This window comes from Microbispora hainanensis (genome assembly GCF_006874475.1).
GTDB classification, from domain to species: Bacteria; Actinomycetota; Actinomycetes; order Streptosporangiales; family Streptosporangiaceae; genus Microbispora; species Microbispora hainanensis.
On sequence record NZ_VIRM01000008.1, the window covers coordinates 24,871 to 39,891 of the forward strand.

Genomic DNA, 15,021 nt, shown 5'->3' on the forward strand with positions numbered 1-15,021 from the left:
CTCCGTCATCGTGCGACCTCGAGGTTGTACGTTGCCTGGTAGAGCCGCGTCGCCGCGGCCTCGTCCGGGATTCCGGCGCTGTCGAGCGCGTCGACGTATCGGAGGGTCTCCTCGTCGAAGAGCAGGCCGACGCGGGCGCGCAGATCGCTGCGGGCCTTGGCGCTGATGTTGCGCAGCGACTCGGCACCGAGCAGGCCGCGCAGCAGCCGCTGGGGCAGCGCGCCGGCGCCCGCGCCCGCCGGGGCGTCCGTGGCGCCGTAGCCGAGCAGGCCGATCATGAAGATCAGCGAGAGCGACTCCACGTCGAAGGAGATCAGCTTGGCCACCGACCGCTTGGTCACGCCCTCGGTGCGGATCAGTTCGGTGACGTGGTCCTGCCAGGCGGTGACGGTCCTGGTGGTCCTGCGGGCGATCTCCTCCGACGGGCGGCCGAGCCCCGGCGTCGCGGCCAGGCGGTCGCCCGCGCCCGCCCGCTGCCGCCAGCGCGCCACGACCTCCTCCGCGGCCTGCTGGACGGCCGAGTTGACCAGCGCTTCGAGGCCCGACCTCAGGGCGGTCTTCAGCCCGCGCACCCGCTCCGGGCCCTGCTGGTGGCTCTTGGCGCCGCCGCGGCGCAGGTGAAGGGTGCGCATGAGGTCGCCGGTGCCGGCGAAGTCCTGCCACCGCGCGAGCACCTCCCCGCGCAGCAGCGAGCCGTCCCTGGTCGCCTCGTCGATCCGGGTCAGCGCGCCCATGTAGGCCGCGTCGACGTCGGAGCGCAGATCGGCGCGCAGGGCGACCTGGGTTTCGAGGTGCCGGGCGAGCGCGGGCAGCCGGGTGCGGAAGCTGTTCAGCACGCCGTTCAGCGTCGTCTTGACCGCCGCGTCGCGCCGCTCGTCGTCGGCCGACAGCCCGGACAACCAGATGCGCAGATCCGCGATCTCGATCTCGGGCAGCCGCCCGTCGTGTACGGACGTCTCGTTGATGACGAAGCACTCGACCTCGCCGAGGCCGTACTCGCTCAGCATCCGGCCGAAGTGCTTGACGACGACATCGCGGGACCTCGGCGGCACCCGGGACAGCACGATGACCAGCCGCGCCCCGCGTTCCTTGGCCCGGCGCAGCAGGCCCCAGGACGGCGCGTCGGCGTACCGGGACGCCGTGGTGACGAACACCCACAGGTCGGCGGCGTCCAGCATGCGGTGCGCGATCTCGTGGTGCTCCTCCACGACCGAGTCGATGTCGGGCGTGTCGAGCAGGGCGATTCCCCGGGGCAGGGACGGGCTCGACGTCAGCACCACGCTGCCGGCCGGGGCGTCCCGCGTGGGTTCGCCGAGCCTTCGCAGGCCGCTCAGAAGGTCGCCCTGCGCGTACCACTCGTGGTCGCCGGGGTGGCAGACGATCACGGGCGTCGCCGTCGTGGGGCGGCGCACTCCGGTGGCCGAGACCTTCCCTCCGGCGAGCGAGTTGACGATGGTGGACTTGCCCGCCCCCGTCGAACCGGCCACGGCGATCAGCGCGGGCGCGGTGCTCATGTGGACCCGTGGGATGACGTAGTCGTCGAGCTGGGCCAGGACCGCCGCCTGCGCCTTGCGCGCCTCCTCGGAGCCCGGCACGTCGAGACCGAAGTGCAGTCCCTTCACGGCCGTACGGAGCTGGTTGAGCGCCTCGGTCAGCGCCGCCGAGACCGGCTCCGGCATCGGGAACGAAAGGATCGGATCGCCGTCGGAGTCGTCGGACTCGTCGCGTTCCCCGGGCTCGCCGGGCTCGTCGGCGGGGTGCTCGGTCTCCTCCGCGTCCTCGGCGTCCTCCGCGTCGTCCGCGTCGTCCGCACGGCGCTGCGGCGCGTCCTCTGCCTCCCCGGCCCCCGCCGGCCCGCCCTCGGAATGCCCGCCGGGCCGCCCGCCCAGCCCAGAGGAGGGCGAGGCGGTCTCCGGCGCGGCGGGACGATCCACCGCCTCGTCGTCGCGGATGGCGCGGAACGCGATGGTCTGCTCCCCCGGCGACTCCCGGTGCGCCCCGCTGTCCCGCTCTCCGCTGTCCCGCTCCTCGGCGTCCCGCTCCTCGGCGTCCCGCTCCTCGGTCACGGCGTCACCGGAACCCGCACCGGTCCCGTGGTCGGGCGTGTTCCTGGCTGCCGATCTCACGGGATCCGCTCCGCTCGCACCATTTCGATCTCCTGGCCGACCTTGACGACCTCGCCGACGATCACGATCGCCGGAGGCCGCACTCCGGCCGCGGTCACCCGTTCCGCCACCGTCGACAGCGTCGCGGCAACGGCTCGCTGCGTCGGAAGAGTACCGTCCTGTACCACCATCACGGGAGTTTCCGGTGAACGTCCGTCTCGGACCAGTGTTTCGGCGATCTCCTTGATCCGTTCGACGGCCATGAGAAGTATCAGGGTTCCCGTCGATGTCGCCAATCCGGGCCAGTCGACGGTGGACCTGGGGTCGCCGGGCGGGACGTGCACGGAGATGACGTGGAACTCCTGGCTCACCCCGCGATGGGTGACCGGGACCCCGGCGGCCCCGGGGACCGCGACCGCGCTGGTGATCCCGGGCACCACGGTCACCGGGATGCCCGCACGGGCGCAGGCGATCATCTCCTCGCCGCCGCGGCCGAAGACGAAGGGGTCGCCGCCCTTCAGCCGTACGACGAACCTGCCCGCGCGGGCGTGCTCGACGAGCAGCTCGTTGATCTTCTCCTGGGACAGCGACCGGCCGTACGGCACCTTCGCCGCGTCGATCAGCTCGACGTCGGGCGACAGCTCGTCCAGGAGCGCGCGCGGTGCGAGGCGGTCGGCCACGACCACGTCGGCCTGGGCCAGGAGCTGGCGTCCGCGCACGGTGATCAGGCCGGGGTCGCCGGGACCGCCGCCCACCAGCGCGACGCCGACGGGCTTGGTGCGGTGCCGCCTGGCGTCCACGGTGCCGTCGCGCAGCGCGCCCACGATCGCGTCGCGGATACCGGCCGCGCGGCGGGGGTCGCCGCCCGCGGTGACCGCCACGCCGACCTCGTCCACCCGCCCGCTGGCGGGGGTCCAGGCCGCGGAGGCGTCCTTGTCGTCGGCGCGCACACACCAGATGCGCTTCGCCTCGGCCTCTGCGGCAACGGCGGTGTTGACGTCGCGGTGGTCGGTGCAGGCGTGCACCAGCCAGGCGCCGTCGCAGTCGCCGACCTGGTAGGGCCGCCGCTCCCAGGTCACCCGGCCCGTGGCGATGAGGTCGTCCAGCGCCGGGGTGACACTGGGCGAGACGAGGGTGACGGAGGCTCCGGCGTCGAGCAGTGCGGGAACCCGTCGCTGAGCGACACGTCCCCCGCCGACCACGAGCACCCGCCGCCCGTCAAGGCGGAGGCCGAGCAGGTAGGGCGCCATGACCCCTGTCTCCCTAGAGCGTCAAGTGTGCATTGTTAGGAGGCAAACCTACCCGCTGGGCTCGGGCGACATTCACAGGATGAGACTTGTGAGTCCACAGGGCGGTCGCCCGCGGGCCGCGCCGTCTCACTCTCCCTTGTCGGCCACGCCCGCGGAGTCGAAGGTGGCGACCTCGTGCATGACCCGCGCCGCCGCGCTGACCAGAGGGTGGGCGAGCAGCCCGCCGGTGCCCTCCCCCAGCCGCAGCCGCAGGTCGACGAGCGGGTCGAGGCCCAGATGGGCCAGCGCCACCGCGTGGCCGGGCTCGGCCGAGCGGTGCCCGGCCAGGCAGTAGCCGAGGGCGTCGGGCGCGAGCGCGCCCGCGGCCAGGGCCGCGGCCCCGGCGATCACTCCGTCGAGGATGACGGGCACCCGGGCCGCGGCGGCGCCGAGCACGAAACCGGCGATGGCCGCGTGCTCCAGGCCGCCGACGGCCGCGAGCACGCGCAGCGCCTCGCCGGGCCCCTCGGGCGCGGCTTCCGCCTCGGCGATCCCGTTGGCCCGCAGGCCGCGCCGTACGATCTCGATCTTGTGCTCGTAGGTGGCGTCGTCGACGCCGGTCCCACGGCCGGTGACCTCGGCGGCGGGCCTTCCGGTGAAGGCGCAGATCAGGGCGGCCGACGCGGTGGTGTTCGCGATGCCCATGTCTCCGGTGACCAGGCAACGCGCGCCCGCCTCCACCAGGTCGCGGGCGACCTCGATCCCGGCCGTCAGGGCAGCCGTGGCCTGCTCCTCCGTCATGGCGGGCCCCTGCGACAGGTCGGCCGTGCCGTACGCGACCTTGCGGGCGAGCAGCCGGGGCGCGGGCGGCAGGTCGGCCGCGACGCCCACGTCGACCACGGTCACCGACGCGCCCACCTGGGCGGCGAAGGCGTTGGCGACCGCGCCTCCCGCCGTGAAGTTGGCCACCATCTGCGCGGTGACCTCCTGCGGCCAGGGGCTCACCCCCTGCGCGTGCACGCCGTGGTCGGCGGCGAAGATCGCCAGGGCGGCCGGGGCCGGGAGCGGCGGCGGGCACGTCCCGGCGATGCCGGCCAGCCGCACCGCGACGTCTTCGAGCACCCCGAGCGAGCCGCTCGGCTTGGTCAGCCTGTCCTGGTGGGCCCTGGCCTCCGTCATGGGGCCGGGCTCGACCGGGCGGATCGCGCCGATCGTCTCGCCGAGGGGGGACGTCATGCTCTCTCCTTCTGCGCGGCGGCCACACGGCGCCGGCCGTACCGCGTCGGCTACAGCAGCCCGGTCACACCACGCTGGCGATTCCGGGCCGGGGGAGCGGCCCGTCCGGGGCGTCGCCACGGGGCTCCTCCCCCGCCTCGCCGCGGCCGGCCACGCCGATCATGCTATCGGGCCCGATCGCGCCTTCCGTTTCCGGCTCCGGCCTCTCGGCGTCGAACCCCTCCATCTCGAAGGCGTCCACGTCGAGCGGCTCGTGGTTCGGCGGCGCGCCGCCGGTCTCCCCGGCCGTGCTCAGCCGCGGGGCGATGGCGGTCACGAGGCCGGCGTCCTTCGCGGCGCCCGGGCCCGCCTCCGGCGTACGCCGCGAGGGGAACGGCCGGGTCACCGGCAGCCCGGGGGACGGGCGGCGCGCGGCCGGCGCCGAGGACTGGCCGCCTCCGGCGAGCGCCTCCTCATACCTGTCGATCACCACGTCTGCGAGGCCCTCGCAGTCGCCGATCACCTCGGCGCAGCGGATGTCGAGGCCCTCGTGGTTGGCGCCGTACGCCAGCGCCTGCGCCCAGATGCGTTCGAGGACTCCGCCGGCGAACAGGACGTACGGCAGGACGATCACGCGCTTGGCGCCGAGCCTGCGGCAGCGCTCCAGGCCGCCCGGCACGCCGGGGCGGGTGTGCGAGACGTACGCGGTCTCCACGGTCAGCAGGTCGGCGGCGTGGGTCTCCCAGAACAGCCGCGAGACGCGGTGGACCTCGGCGTTGACGGCGGGGTCGGTGGAGCCGTGCCCCACCAGGACGACCGCGGTCTCGCCCGGCGCGATCTCGGCGGGCGGCTCGTCGGTCACGAACCGCGGCATCTCCGCGCGGGCGTCGGCGAGCCGCTCCGCAAGGAGCTTGAGCACGCGCGGGTCGGGCCCGAGGGGGCGGCCGAGGTCGTATTCGAGCGTGGGGTGCCGCTCCTGTTCCAGTGCCATGGTGCCCGGGATGTCCCCGAGCGCACGCCGGTCGCCGGTCAGGCTGAGCGGCACCGCGATCAGATGGTGGTGTCCCCGGGCCACGAGAGAGGCGATGGAGTCGCCGAGCGGGGGGCGGGCGTTCGTGATGAAGCCGCCGCTCACCTCGGCGGGAAGCCCGTCAAGGCGGCAGCGGAGACGGTGAACGAACCTGCCGAACTCGGCGACGCCGGTCTCATCGTGGGTGCCGTGGCCGATGAGCAGCAGCGGCGGTTTCATCTAGCTGATCTCCCCTGCAGTTGACCTGCGTGTCGTTCACAATCCCCCGCCCGCCCGGGCCGGCGCCACCCGTGTGCATGCCGGGCCGGTGTCTCCCGCATCTGGACGCGCGCTCACCGGCCGGCGGGAGGCTCACGGCTGGCGAGGATAGCCTTCCGGCCCCCAATCATGGTGGCCACTTGACCGATGGGCACAGGGACTAGGGGGATTCTTTACCTATTGCCATGAAATTTCCCCGTTGAGCATGCCGAACAGCACGGCGTCGGCCCAGCCCCCCGGGACCGGCAGCGCCCGGCGCATGATGCCCTCCTCGATGAACCCGGCCTTCCTCGCGACCCCCTGGCTGGCACGGTTGCCCGTCGCGACCAGCAGGTGGACCCGGTGGAATCCGAGGTCGAACAGGTAGGCCGTCGCCAGTCGCGTTGCCTCCACCGCGTACCCCTTGCGGCGGGCCCACGGCGCGATCCAGTAGCCGAGCTCGGCGTCCCCGCGTTCGTGGTCCTCACGTTGCACGCCGATGGCTCCGGCGAGCCGTTCCCCGTCCTTCGGCTGTATCGCGAAGTTGCCACCATAGCCGGGGCCGTTCGCGTGCGCGAGCCGGGTGCACCACTCGAGCGCCCGCTCCAGCGTGTAGCCCTCGGCCCACGGCATCCACCGGGCGATCTCTGGGTCGCCCTTGACCGCGTCGACCACGTCGAAGGCGTCCTGCTGGGCGAACGGCCGCAGGACCAGCCGCTCGCTCTCGATCCTGCGGCGCGGGACCGACCGCCCGTCGCCGCGCAGCCGGCCGAAGACCACCAGGTCATGCGGGCCGTCGTCTTCGAATCCCGCGCCGCGGAGCAGTCCCTCACGGATGAAGCCGGCCTTCTCCGCGACCCTGATCGACGCGAGGTTGTCGGCGTTCGCCCGCAGTTCGATCCGCCGCAGCGGGCCCTCCCCGAGCAGACGGCCGACGAGACCGCGGAGCGCCTCGGTCGCGTATCCCCGGCGGCGGTAGCCCGGATGCACGCCGTATCCCACCTCGGCGGTGCCCGTGCCCCACTGGGTCTTGAAGACCGTGATCGACCCGACCACGCCGTGCCGCGCGTGCATCGCGAGGTGGATGCCCTGGCCCGAGCGCCACAGCTCGTGCACGCCGTACGACAGCCACTGCGCGATGCCGGACGCGTGCCCGGGCGCCCCCGGGGGCAGCGCGGTGGTGTGCGCGCCGTCCTCAATGACGGCCCGTACCTGGCCCGCGTCCCCGGGACCGAACGGCCGCAGGATCAGCCGTTCCGTGTTGATCGTCAGCCGCTCGTCGAACAATACGTCGCTCCATCCCAGAAGAGGATTTTCCACCTGTCAGGGGTTATGTGGGACACGGCCCGCACCACTCCCGATGTTTGGGGCAGGCGGTCCGGGTACGAGGCACGTCAGTGACCCTAATCGGGAGGTGAGGTCATGAGTATCCAGCGCGGCAGCGACAAGCACGGCCCCAGGCTCGACGAGGAGCAGAAGCACGAGACGCAAGGCCTCGTGCAGGGCGCCGGACCCACCCGGGTCGAGGAGTGGCGCGAACCCGAGCCGACGCAGGAGCCCGAGGAAGACCTGTCGCCGCCCCGCCGGCACCCGCCCGGCCACGAGCCCGGGACGCCGCTCGGCATCACCCCCGCCGACGTGGAACGCCGCAGTCACCTCGCCATCTGGCTCAGCGACGCCGGCTTCCCCGCCGACCCGGCCAAGCTGCTCGCCCACGCCCAGCGGAAGAACGCTCCCGACGCCGTGATCGACGCCGTACGACGGCTGCCCGAAATGACGTTCCACAACATCGCGGAGGTCGCGGAGGCCCTCGGACTCGGAGTGGAACGACAGCGCTGGTAGGGAGGGCGCGTGAGACTGGACTTCATCCGCGGGCTGTACGAGCGGAGCGGCCCGTACGCCTCGGTATACATCGACACCGACCGGTCGTCGGAGGGCACGGCCAACGTCGTTCAGCGCCGGTGGGCACAGCTCAGGGAGCGGCTCGCCGAGGAAGGGGCGCCCGCCTCCGCGCTCGACCCCATGGACGAGCTGATGTCCGATCCCGCGTGGGCCGCGCCCGGGCGCGCGATCTTCGCCGTGGAGGGCGAGGTCGTGCTCACCGAGGCGCTCCGGCACCGTCCGCGCCGGCAGACCGCACGGTGGTCGCCGCTGCCCCACGTGGTGCCGCTGCTCGCGCAGCGCGGCGAGCAGGTGCCGCACATCGAGGTGCTGGCCGACCGGGCCGGGGGCGACGTGGTGGTCGTGGCGGACGGGCGGCGGCGCGAGCTGACGGTGCAGGTGACCGACCCGACCCGGCCGCTCCAGAAGACCGGCCAGGGCGGCTGGTCGCAGGCCAACTTCGACCGGGAGGTGGAGGAGGGCTGGCGCCGCAACACCGCGGCCCTCGCCGAGGTGGTGGAGAAGGAGGCGCACCGGATCGGCGCGGAGGTCGTGGTGCTGGCCGGCGATCCCAAGGCCCGCGCGCTCGTGACCGACTACCTCCCCAAGGACGTCGTACGGCGGCTTGTGGTGGCCGAGCACGGCAGCCGGGCCCCGGGCGCCGACCTGGACAACTTCCGGCGGGAGGTCGAAGAGGCCTGCCGGGCCTGGATCGAGCGGCGCTGCGAGGAGCTGCTGGACGCGTACGCGGCGGGCAACTCCGTGGCGGGCCTGGCGGAGACGGCACGCGCGCTGCGCGACCGGCGGGTGGCCACGGTGCTGATGCACGACGACCCGTCCTCCACGGCCATGATGTGGATCGGCCCCGAGCCCACGCAGTTGTCCACCGACCCGGCGGAGCTGGCCGCCTGGGGGGTCGAGGAGCCCGTGCCGGAACGCGCGGACGCCGCCCTCGCGCGGGCGGTGGCCGCGACCGACGCCGAGCTGTGGTTCGTCCCGAGGCTGGAGTCGCCCGACGGGATCGGCGCGCTGCTGCGCTTCTGACCCCGGGGGGTGATGACCATCTGGGCCGGGTTCAGGTCACGATCAGCACTTCGAGCGTGCGGGGGCCGTGCACGCCCTCGACCCGGTTCAGCTCGATGTCGCTGGTCGCAGAGGGGCCGCTGATCCAGGTCAGCGGCCGCGCGGGGACGAGCCGGGCGACGGCGTCCGGCACGTTCGCGACGACCTCGGCGGCCCGCACCACGCACAGGTGATAGTCGGGCACCAGCGTGAGCGCCCGCCGGCCCTGGCCCGGCCCGGCGTCGAGGACGATCGTGCCGGTCTCCGCGATGGCGACCGCGCAGGTGGTGATCACGCCGTCCACGGCGTCGAGCTCGGCGGCGCTCAGCGGCGGGTCGTCGGCGACCGCCTCCACGTCCGCGGCGGCGAGCCACGGCGCGGGGAACCCGGCGGGCACGACGACCCGCCGCGCCCCGCGCTCGGCGAGAGACCGCGCGACGCGCTCCGCCACGCCCGGCTCGTCCACGAGGTGGACCACGGCGCGGTAGTCGCGGACCCGCTCCTCGAACAGGCGGATGTCGCCGGGCTTGTCCGACGGCCCGCGGTAGGCGCGGGTGATCTCGACGTCGGGCACGCCCGCCAGGGCGCGGCGGACCCGGCCGAGGATCAGGTCGCGGGAGCTCATCGGCGTCCTCCGTCCGTGCGGTCCCACCAGTCGCGGAACGACTCCTTCGGCACCTCGGGGAGATCCCTGGTGTCGGTCCAGCCGCCGAGCGGCCCGGGGAGCCTGCGGGGCATCAGCCGGCGCAGCCGTCCCCCGGCCCGCTGCAGGCGCGCGAGCCGTCCCGACCGCTCGAACACCCATCCGGCCGCGGCCATCCCGGCGCGCTCCGGCCAGGGGTGCGGGGCCCGCGCCCGGAGGTCCACCAGCACGGACGGGATGTCGATCGCCACCGGGCAGACCTCGTAGCAGGCGCCGCACAGCGAGGAGGCGTACGGCAGCGAGCGGTCGAGCTCGGAGCCCATGCCGCGAAGCTGCGGCGTCAGGATCGCCCCGATCGGCCCGGGATAGACCGACCCGTACGCGTGGCCGCCCGTCCGTTCGTACACCGGGCAGACGTTGAGGCAGGCCGAGCAGCGGATGCAGCGCAGCGCCTGCCGCCCGACCTCGTCGGCGAGGACGCCGGTGCGGCCGTTGTCGAGCAGCACGAGGTGGAATTCCTGGCCCTCGGCCGCGCCGGTCCACATGGAGGTGTAGGGGTTCATCCGCTCCCCGGTCGAGCTGCGGGGCAGCAGTTGCAGGAAGACCTCCAGGTCGCGCCAGGCCGGCAGCACCTTCTCTATGCCGACCACGCTGATCAGGGTGCGCGGCAGCGTGAGGCACATGCGGCCGTTGCCCTCGGACTCCAGCACGACCAGGGTGCCGGTCTCGGCGATCGCGAAGTTGGCCCCGGAGATCGCCACCTTGGTCTTCAGGAAGCGTTCGCGCAGGTGGAGCCGGGCCGCCTCGGCCAGCGCGGCGGGCTCGTCGGTCAGGTCGCCGGGCGCGGGCCTGCCCCACCCGGCCATGTGCTCGGCGAAGATCTCCCGGATCTCCGCGCGGTTGCGGTGGATCGCCGGGACGAGGATGTGCGAGGGCCGGTCGTCGCCCAGTTGCACGATGAGCTCGGCCAGGTCGGTCTCGTACGCCGTGATGCCCTGCTCATGCAGCGCCTCGTTGAGGCCGATCTCCTGGGTGGCCATCGACTTGACCTTGACGACCTCGGTCTCGCCCGTGGCCTTCACCAGGCCGGCGACGATCCGGTTGGCCTCGTCCCCGTCGGCGGCCCAGTGCACGTGGCCCCCCGCCGCCGTGACGGCCTCCTCCAGCCGCACCAGGTATCTGTCCAGGTTGCGGAGCGTGTGCTCCTTGATCGCCCGGCCGGCCTCGCGCAGCTCGGCCCAGTCGGGGGCCTCCGCGACGACACTCGCCCGTCGTGCCCTGATCGTCCGGGTCGCCTTGCGCAGGTTGAACCGCAACTGCGAGTCCCGTACGGCTCTCGCGGCGTTGCGGGGGAAGGGCCGCTCCGCCGGCATGCCGAGAAAGGTGACGCTCATCGCACCCCCGCCGTCTCGGTCGAGCAGAGGATCTCGGCCAGGTGCGTCACCCGCACACCGGACCTCTGGCGGCCGAGCATGCCGCCGATGTGCATGAGGCAGGAGTTGTCGGCCGCGCACAGCACCTCGGCGCCGGTGTCGAGGACGGCGCGCACCTTGTCGGCGCACATCGCCGCCGACACGTCGGCGTTCTTCAGCGCGAAGGTGCCGCCGAAGCCGCAGCACTCCTCCGCGCCCGGCAGCGGCACCAGTTCGAGCCCCTTGACCTGGCGCAGCAGCGTCAGCGGGCGGTCGCCCAGGTGGATGCCGCGCAGGGAGTGGCACGTCGGGTGGTAGGTGACCCGGTGGGGGAAGTAGGCCCCCACGTCGGTCACCCCCAGCACGTCGACCAGGAACTCGGTCAGCTCGTAGGTCTTCGGCACGACCTGCGCCACCGCGTCGGCGAAGGGTCCGGACGACCCGGCCAGCCCGGGGTACTGCTCGCGGATCATGGCGGCGCACGAGCCCGAGGGGACGACGACCGCGTCGTAGCCGCGCAGCGCCGCCACGCTGCGCCGGGCCAGCCGTACGGCCTCGTCCCGATAGCCCGTGTTGGCGTGCATCTGCCCGCAGCAGGTCTGGGCGCGGGGGAAGTCGGCCTCGACGCCGAGGCGGCGCAGCAGGCGCACGACCGCACGCCCGGTGTCCGGGAAGAGCGTGTCGTTGACGCAGGTGACGAACAGCGCTACCCGCACATGTCCTCCCGGCGTGTATGGTCAGACCAAATATGGTCAGACCATACATCCTGGTGCGCATGCGGCGACACCAGGCATCGGAGGAGCCGTGGTGACCCCCGGAGAACGCCGGCGTACGGACGCCCGCCCGCGCGCCTTCGAGGAGGTGCTCGCCCGCATCGAGGAGCGGATCGCGGCCGACGGCCTGACCGTGGGCGACCGCCTGCCGGGCGAACGGCAGCTCGCCGAGCAGCTCGGCGTGGGCCGGTCGTCGGTCAGGGAGGCGCTGCGCGTGCTGGAGACCCTCGGGGTGGTCGCGTCGCAGGCCGGCCGGGGCCCGGACGCCGGTGCGGTGCTCACCTCCCGCCCGGGAGACGCGCTCACCGACCTGCTCCGGCTGCATCTCGGCCTCGCCACGCTCTCGATGCGCGAGGTGATCGACACCCGGCTGATGATCGAGCAGTGGGCCGCGGCCCACGCGGCTTCTGTGCGGGCGGCTTCCGTGCGGGCGGCGACCGGGCGGATGGCGGAGGCGATCGCGGCCATGGACGCCGCCCGCGACCCCGCCGGGTTCGTCGAGCACGACATCGCGTTCCACCTCGCCCTGGCGGAGGCGGCGGGCAACCGGCTGATCGTGGCGGTCATGCGGGCGCTGCGCGACGCCGTGCGCCGCTATGCCGTGGACGCGGTCGTACGGCTCGGCGACACCGGCGGTCTGCAGGACGACCACCGGCGCATCCACCAGGCGATCGAGGACGGCGACGCCGGGGCCGCCACGGCGGCGGTCGCCGAGCACCTTGCCCGCGCCTATCCGGAGTCTGGCCGGGATTCATAGAACGTGTTCTAATCACGCGTGTGGCCGATGATCTGAGACTCGGGCTGAACCTCGGGTATTGGCAGCGGAACGCCGACGACGCGACCGAGGTGGTGCTGACCGCCGAGTGGCTGGGCTACGAGTCGGTGTGGACCGCCGAGGCGTACGGCAGCGACGCGTTCACCCCGCTGGCCTGGTATGGCGCGCGCACCAGCCGCATCAAGCTCGGCACCAGCGTCGCCCAGTTGTCCGCCCGGCCCCCGGTGACGACCGCGATGACCGCCATGACGCTCGACCACCTGACGGGTGGCCGGCTGGTGCTCGGCGTCGGCGCCTCGGGCCCGCAGGTCGTGGAGGGCTGGTATGGGCAGCCGTTCGCCGCGCCGCTCGCCCGCACCCGCGAGTACGTCGAGATCATGCGGAAGGTGTGGCGGCGGGAGGAGCCGGTGACGAGCCCCGGCCCGCACTATCCGCTGCCGCTGCCCGGCGGCCTCGGCAAGCCGCTCAAGCCGATCACCCACCCGCTGCGGCCGGACATCCCCGTCTATCTGGGCGCCGAGGGCCCGAAGAACGTCGCGCTCGCCGCCGAGATCGGGCAGGGCTGGCTGCCGCTGTTCGCCTTCCCCGAGAAGATCGAGGCGATGTACGGCGACGCCCTGTCCGGCGCGAAACCGGGGTTCGACGTCGCCGCCATGGTCATGGTGGTCGTCACCGGCGACCTGCGGGCCGCGCTCGACGCCGTGAAGATGATGCTGACGCTCTATATCGGCGGCATGGGGGCCGAGACCCGCAACTTCCACGCCGACATCATCGGGCGTATGGGCTACGCCGAGGAGGCCCGCCGCATCCAGGAGCTCTATCTGGCCGGCCGCCGCGACGAGGCGTTCGCCGCCGTCCCCGACGAGCTGGCCGACGGCATCGCCCTCCTCGGACCGCTCGGCCGCATCAGGGAGCGGCTGGAGCTGTGGCGCCGCAGCCCGGTCACCACGCTGCTCGTCATGGGCCCCCGCGACGAGCCCACGCTCAGAGCCGTACGGGATCTGGTCCTCGGGTGAGCGCGGCCCGGGCGGCGGCAGCGGCGGCGAAGGCCCGCACCAGGGGGTGCGGCTGCCGTTCGGCCAGCTCGGGCTGGAACAGCGTGACCAGATAGAAGGGGTGGCCGGGCAGCTCGGCGACCCGCATCTCACCCTCGTCGTCGTGCCCGGTGAAGCGCAGGCCGTGGGCCTCCAGGGTCTCCAGATAGGCGGGATCGGGGCCATAGGAGCAGAAGTAGCGCTCCACGGTCCGTTCGGCGCCGATGATCCGCTCGGCGAGCGAGCCGGAGACGAGCCGCACGGCCGCCTCGTGCCCGGCGAGTGAGCAGGCGAGCTGCCTCATCAGCGGGTTCGGGGCGCCGGGGTCGTTCTCCCCGTGGCTCACGTCCAGCCCGCACACGTTGCGGGCATATTCCAGCAGCGCGTGCTGGAGGCCGGCGCAGGTGCCGAGCAGCGGGATCGCGTGCTCCCTGGCGGTCCGCGCGGCCGTGATCGCGCCCTGCTCGCTGCGGTAGGGGCTGCCGGGCAGGATCCAGACGCCGTCGAACCCGCTCGGATCGGCGACCTCGTCGGTCCTGATCCAGTAGGCGTCGAGGTCCAGCCCCTCACGCTCGCGCAGCGCGTCGAGGATGAGCGGGATGCGGGTGTGGGCACGGACGGCGGGTGACCGGTCGCCCACCAGCGCGATGCGGGGTCTCATGACGTCCATGCTGGCGAGGTGCGAACTTAATGACAAATGATGATTTCTGGGGTCGGCATAAGCGATGCTGATGTCGTGGATCCTCATCTGCTGCGCACGTTCGTGACCGTGGTCGCCGAGGGGTCGTTCTCTGCCGCGGCCGACCTGCTCGGCTACACCCAGCCCGCGGTGTCCCAGCAGATCGCCGCACTGGAGGCCGACCTCGGGGTGCCGCTGCTGACCCGCCGCCCCGTACGGCCGACCCGGGCGGGCGAGCGCCTGCTGGAGCACGCGGGTCCACTGCTGCTGCGGCTGCGGGCCGCGCGGGCGGACGTGGCGCGGCTGTCCGCGCGGCCGCGGACCCTCACCGTCGCCGCCGGTCCCCTCGCGCTCACGGCGGACACGGCGGCGGCGCTGGCCGGGGTGACGACGCTGCGCATCGCCGGGGCGGCGGCGTCCGTGGCGCTGGTGGCCTCGGGCGAGGCCGACCTCGCGCTGGCCGACGGCCCGGCCTCGCCCTCCGACCCGCTGCACCTCCCCGACGCGGGGCCGCTCACCACCGTCGGCGTACGGGAGGAGGAGCTGGTGGTCGTGCTGCCGGAGGGACATCCGCTGGCGGGCGGGGCCGGCCTGCGGCTGGACGACCTGGCCGACGCCCTGTGGGTGGACGCCCCCGAGGTGATGCCGCTCGACCGCCTGCGCGCGGTGGCCCGGCTCGACGGGCTGCGGCCCGGCATCCGTTATGAGGGCCACGACCCGGCCGTCGCGGCACGCCTGGCCGCGGCCGGGCACGGCCTGACCGTGCTGCCCGCGTCCGCCGCTCCGTGCGGGATCCGAGCTCCGCTGGTCGCGCCGAGGATCGTCCACCGGGTCGAGCTGGTGCACGCGGCCCTTCCGCCCGGCCCCGCCGCCGAGGTCGTCCGCGCACTCACTTCCTGAGCCCCCGGGCCTCGCCGGCCGGGACGGATGTCAGCCGGGGCCGGAA

At 73.6% G+C, this 15,021-nt stretch carries 14 protein-coding genes; 5 read left to right on the plus strand and 9 right to left on the minus strand.

Going from position 1 to position 15,021, the window contains the following annotated elements; genetic code table 11:
- Positions 1 to 5: 5 nt before the first annotated feature.
- The 5 genes from FLX08_RS08855 to FLX08_RS08875 all read right to left on the minus strand — a co-directional run bounded on the left by FLX08_RS08855 (position 6) and on the right by FLX08_RS08875 (position 7,136).
- Positions 6 to 2,066, minus strand: coding sequence for a dynamin family protein (locus FLX08_RS08855; RefSeq protein WP_244312500.1), 2,061 nt, complete (start codon positions 2,064 to 2,066; stop codon positions 6 to 8).
- A gap of 56 nt (positions 2,067 to 2,122) precedes the next feature.
- On the minus strand, positions 2,123 to 3,355 hold the full coding sequence (cobA, locus tag FLX08_RS08860; protein ID WP_142617743.1) for a uroporphyrinogen-III C-methyltransferase: 1,233 nt from the start codon (positions 3,353 to 3,355) through the stop codon (positions 2,123 to 2,125).
- A 126-nt stretch (positions 3,356 to 3,481) separates the two neighbouring features.
- A complete protein-coding gene (gene cobT / locus FLX08_RS08865; protein ID WP_142617744.1) occupies positions 3,482 to 4,570 on the minus strand; it encodes a nicotinate-nucleotide--dimethylbenzimidazole phosphoribosyltransferase in 1,089 nt (362 codons plus the stop codon).
- A gap of 64 nt (positions 4,571 to 4,634) precedes the next feature.
- Positions 4,635 to 5,798 carry a sirohydrochlorin chelatase gene (locus FLX08_RS08870; RefSeq protein ID WP_244312501.1) on the minus strand — a complete coding sequence of 388 codons (1,164 nt, stop codon included), beginning with the start codon at positions 5,796 to 5,798 and terminating at the stop codon, positions 4,635 to 4,637.
- A 216-nt stretch (positions 5,799 to 6,014) separates the two neighbouring features.
- A complete protein-coding gene (locus tag FLX08_RS08875; protein ID WP_142617745.1) occupies positions 6,015 to 7,136 on the minus strand; it encodes a GNAT family N-acetyltransferase in 1,122 nt (373 codons plus the stop codon).
- A 102-nt stretch (positions 7,137 to 7,238) separates the two neighbouring features.
- On the opposite strand from FLX08_RS08875, the gene FLX08_RS08880 reads away from it, so the two are divergent.
- Complete coding sequence (locus FLX08_RS08880) at positions 7,239 to 7,658, plus strand: DUF2795 domain-containing protein (RefSeq protein ID WP_142617746.1); 420 nt, start codon at positions 7,239 to 7,241, stop codon at positions 7,656 to 7,658.
- A 9-nt stretch (positions 7,659 to 7,667) separates the two neighbouring features.
- On the plus strand, positions 7,668 to 8,741 hold the full coding sequence (locus tag FLX08_RS08885) for a baeRF2 domain-containing protein (protein WP_142617747.1): 1,074 nt from the start codon (positions 7,668 to 7,670) through the stop codon (positions 8,739 to 8,741).
- A gap of 31 nt (positions 8,742 to 8,772) precedes the next feature.
- Here FLX08_RS08885 and FLX08_RS08890 read toward each other — a convergent pair whose 3' ends face one another.
- From FLX08_RS08890 to FLX08_RS08900, 3 genes are read right to left on the minus strand one after another with little or no spacing between them, the layout of a single operon-like run.
- The gene (locus FLX08_RS08890) at positions 8,773 to 9,384 is read right to left on the minus strand and encodes a LutC/YkgG family protein (RefSeq protein WP_142617748.1); all 612 of its coding nucleotides are present in this window, start codon (positions 9,382 to 9,384) and stop codon (positions 8,773 to 8,775) included.
- Complete coding sequence (locus tag FLX08_RS08895; protein ID WP_142617749.1) at positions 9,381 to 10,796, minus strand: lactate utilization protein B; 1,416 nt, start codon at positions 10,794 to 10,796, stop codon at positions 9,381 to 9,383. The genes FLX08_RS08890 and FLX08_RS08895 overlap by 4 nt, the downstream gene beginning before the upstream one ends.
- Entirely contained in the window at positions 10,793 to 11,530 is a 738-nt protein-coding gene (locus FLX08_RS08900) for a (Fe-S)-binding protein (RefSeq protein WP_142617750.1), read from the minus strand. Before FLX08_RS08900 ends, FLX08_RS08895 begins: the two co-directional genes overlap by 4 nt.
- 91 nt (positions 11,531 to 11,621) lie before the next feature.
- On the opposite strand from FLX08_RS08900, the gene FLX08_RS08905 reads away from it, so the two are divergent.
- Entirely contained in the window at positions 11,622 to 12,344 is a 723-nt protein-coding gene (locus FLX08_RS08905) for a FadR/GntR family transcriptional regulator (RefSeq protein WP_142617751.1), read from the plus strand.
- A 20-nt stretch (positions 12,345 to 12,364) separates the two neighbouring features.
- Entirely contained in the window at positions 12,365 to 13,378 is a 1,014-nt protein-coding gene (locus tag FLX08_RS08910; protein WP_142617752.1) for an LLM class F420-dependent oxidoreductase, read from the plus strand.
- Here FLX08_RS08910 and FLX08_RS08915 read toward each other — a convergent pair.
- A complete protein-coding gene (locus FLX08_RS08915; RefSeq protein WP_244312502.1) occupies positions 13,347 to 14,057 on the minus strand; it encodes a CTP synthase C-terminal region-related (seleno)protein in 711 nt (236 codons plus the stop codon). The genes FLX08_RS08910 and FLX08_RS08915 overlap by 32 nt on opposite strands.
- A gap of 75 nt (positions 14,058 to 14,132) precedes the next feature.
- On the opposite strand from FLX08_RS08915, the gene FLX08_RS08920 reads away from it, so the two are divergent.
- Complete coding sequence (locus FLX08_RS08920) at positions 14,133 to 14,975, plus strand: LysR family transcriptional regulator (protein ID WP_142617754.1); 843 nt, start codon at positions 14,133 to 14,135, stop codon at positions 14,973 to 14,975.
- Positions 14,976 to 15,021 lie beyond the last annotated feature (46 nt).